Here is a 2,746-nt window from a genome sequence, read left to right as displayed (position 1 = left end):
TTTTGAGGAATTTTCATCCCGGCTTAGTTTCGCACATGGCTGGATCGAGCGGTTTCTAGGCGAGGGTGTTAAGTATGAATTGTTTGGGTTTTGACTATAATCAAAAAAACTCAGATGTTTGGATCGAACCGTTTTTAAAGGCTTGACCTACAAACCATCTAACTACAAAGAGTTTTGAATTTATTATTATACGACCCTCACGTCACCAACTTTCATCCCTTTTTCCTTTGCCACGACCTCACCTACGATCTTACCCCCGGTTATACGAACCACTTCCTTTTCCTCGCTCTTCGGAATGACCACGGCGAAGCCCATGCCCATATTAAACGTCTTGTACATCTCTTCGTCCGTAACGTTGCCCTGCTCCTGAAGGAACGAGAAGATCTCATTGGGCTCGTAGGGGTCGTAGATATCGAAGCCGAGATCGGTGATCCTGCCGAGTTTCAAGAACCCGCTGCCGGTAATATGCGCCAGTCCGTGCATGTCACAGTGCTGCAAAAGCTCCAGAACCTCCGTGTAGATCCGGGTTGGCGTGAGCAGCTCTTCGCCAATGCTTTTCGCAGGATCCGGTGGGAACGGATCGGTGTACTTGAATCCCGCGTCCTCCACTACTTTACGTGCCAGCGTTAGCCCGTTACTGTGTACGCCCGAACTCTTCATGCCCAGAACGAGATCGCCGACTTCTATCTCGTCGCCCCGTATTATACGGTCTTTTCGGACGTAGCCGACGCAGGTTCCCGAGAGGTCTAAATCGTTGACCACTTCAGGCAGAATCGCCGTTTCACCGCTTACGATATACATATTAGAGATCTCTGCGCCCGCTTCCAGACCCTTACCGACTTCCGCGGCAATTCGCGCATCGGGGCGCTCCATCGCGAGATAATCGACAAACGCGAGCGGCGTTGCGCCCACGCAGTAAATGTCGTTCACGTTCATCGCAATGCAGTCGATACCGATGGTATCCCACTTGTCAAGTGCTGCGGCAATGAGCACCTTCGAGCCGACGCCGTCGGTCGAGATCGCTAAGAGGTGATGCGGATCAAACGGAAGTTCACACAGTCCGGAAAAACCTCGTAAATCCGTTTGATGTTTTATTACGTTCGAGAGTGCTTTCACCACACCGTGTTCCTCTTTGATGTCCACGCCCGCCTTCGCGTACGTCCAGTGCATAGTATAGAAGAGATAACAGGTCTGATACGTTAAAGGTTATGTCACGTTAACACGACGACTCTCAGGGCGGGGATGAACGCTATCGAACCCCTGCTTTATATGTTCGACGTTTCGCATCGCGTTAGCGCACGCATTCGCTCTGGTGTCACCCACGCCGATCGCGGTGGCTACCGGCTCTCCTTGCTTCATGATTCTTCCCTTCTCCGGAATATCCACAATTCCTCCTTCTCCTTCTAAACTCAAATAGCTCGTTACAACCCCTTCGTGCTGAGCGAACACGATCGCCTTCACCGCGTATCGTTTCGGTGGCACTCGCTCCGGTAACGCGCCTCTTACCGCATTCACGTGCGCATCTGCCATATTCAACCCAGTAGAGAGCTCCACCGCGTCCAGGCTCCCTTGCAGCCGCGCATTCACTTCTATAACGACCGGCCCCTTATCAGTAACGACGAAATCCACACCGTTCGAGCCTATCAAGCCCAATTCACGCGTTAAATCCTCGGCAAGCTCACAGAGCCGATCCGCGAATTGAGTGACAAACGGCGCGATGTTCCCGCAATACACAAAAGGCCCGGGCGCCGAGAGCGTATCCAAACCGAGCAACTGCTCGTTCACACTTATCGCAACGGCCGCTCGTTTTGACAGCAGAACAGAAACCGAAGCGTGCTGCCCCTTAATAAAGTCCTGATATATAAAGTCCGGCAGTTCCTTAATCCCGCGAATCAGCTCCTGTTCGTTTTTACAAATGAAATTCGCCGTTCCGCCACCGCCATAAGCGGGCTTCGCCACGACGGGATAACGGAGCGGTATGCGCTTCCCCGCTTCTACCAGTTCTGCTAACGCGCTACCGGTGTACGTACAGGGGTGCGGAATGCTTAACTCGTCTAATCGCGCTGCGAACCACGCCTTATTCGATATCTCGTTCGTCTTCGCCGGTGCATTCCCCAAAATCTTCGCCTGATCCTCTTCGTGCAAGAAGCTGAAATCCGCGCTCTCGAAGCCTGATCCTATGATCACGCCATCGACATGACGTATCACTTCTTTAAGGTCTTTGAGTCCATCGTGAAGCTGGAACGGGTCTAACGGATAATATTCGCGGGCACAGCGTCTCGTATCAACGTCGCCGAAGGCATCTGCGGCGTACATCTCGTAGCCCGCTCGATTGCCTGAGCAGACAATGTGCCGGACGGAAAATCCGAGTGCCAGTATTGTGCGGATCTCGTGCATGGGTGGTTTGTGCTCTATGTATCTGAAAGCGGTCAAAAGAAAAAAGAATAACATAAGTGAGAACGCAGATCAGATAAAACCTAATTTATAGGCTGCATGGAAGGATATAAAAGTTGGTTTTCCGAGATCCATCTGGTTGTGGGCGTTGGATCCGCCCGCCGCCCCCGGTTGTTACTGATGAGTGGGTAGACTTGCTCTAGGAGGATAGGGGAATAAAGATACGATCGGACGAAATTTTAATATGTATCAGAATTAATTAAGGATATGTTAAGTAAACCAAAAAAGGTTACACATCGATGTATTCGTTTTTATGAGTCCTCTTTTCTTTCTTTTTCTGTAAAGGAGGATT

The 2,746-nt window shown here is 50.9% G+C and carries 2 protein-coding genes; both read right to left on the bottom strand.

Features of this window, described 5'->3' with window-relative positions; all coding sequences use genetic code 11:
• Positions 1-186: 186 nt before the first annotated feature.
• The gene (locus JW878_10570; protein ID MBN1763496.1) at positions 187-1,170 is read right to left on the bottom strand and encodes a phosphoribosylformylglycinamidine cyclo-ligase; all 984 of its coding nucleotides are present in this window, start codon (positions 1,168-1,170) and stop codon (positions 187-189) included.
• Between the two features lie 36 nt (positions 1,171-1,206).
• Positions 1,207-2,397: an ATP-grasp domain-containing protein gene (locus tag JW878_10565; protein ID MBN1763495.1), complete on the bottom strand. Its 1,191-nt coding sequence runs from the start codon at positions 2,395-2,397 to the stop codon at positions 1,207-1,209.
• Positions 2,398-2,746: the final 349 nt, after the last annotated feature.

Source organism: Methanomicrobia archaeon (assembly GCA_016930255.1).
In the GTDB taxonomy this organism is placed as follows: Archaea; Halobacteriota; Syntropharchaeia; order Alkanophagales; family Methanospirareceae; genus JACGMN01.
The sequence above is the reverse complement of the archived record's forward strand: the minus strand, read 5'-3'. Positions and strand labels throughout refer to the sequence as shown.

What these genes read in the sequence shown, in the direction of transcription:
- JW878_10570 (MBN1763496.1), bottom strand. Translation starts at nt 1,170, where the DNA reads ATGCACTGGACGTACGCGAAGGCGGGCGTGGACATCAAAGAGGAACAC.
- JW878_10565 (MBN1763495.1), bottom strand. Translation starts at nt 2,397, where the DNA reads ATGCACGAGATCCGCACAATACTGGCACTCGGATTTTCCGTCCGGCAC.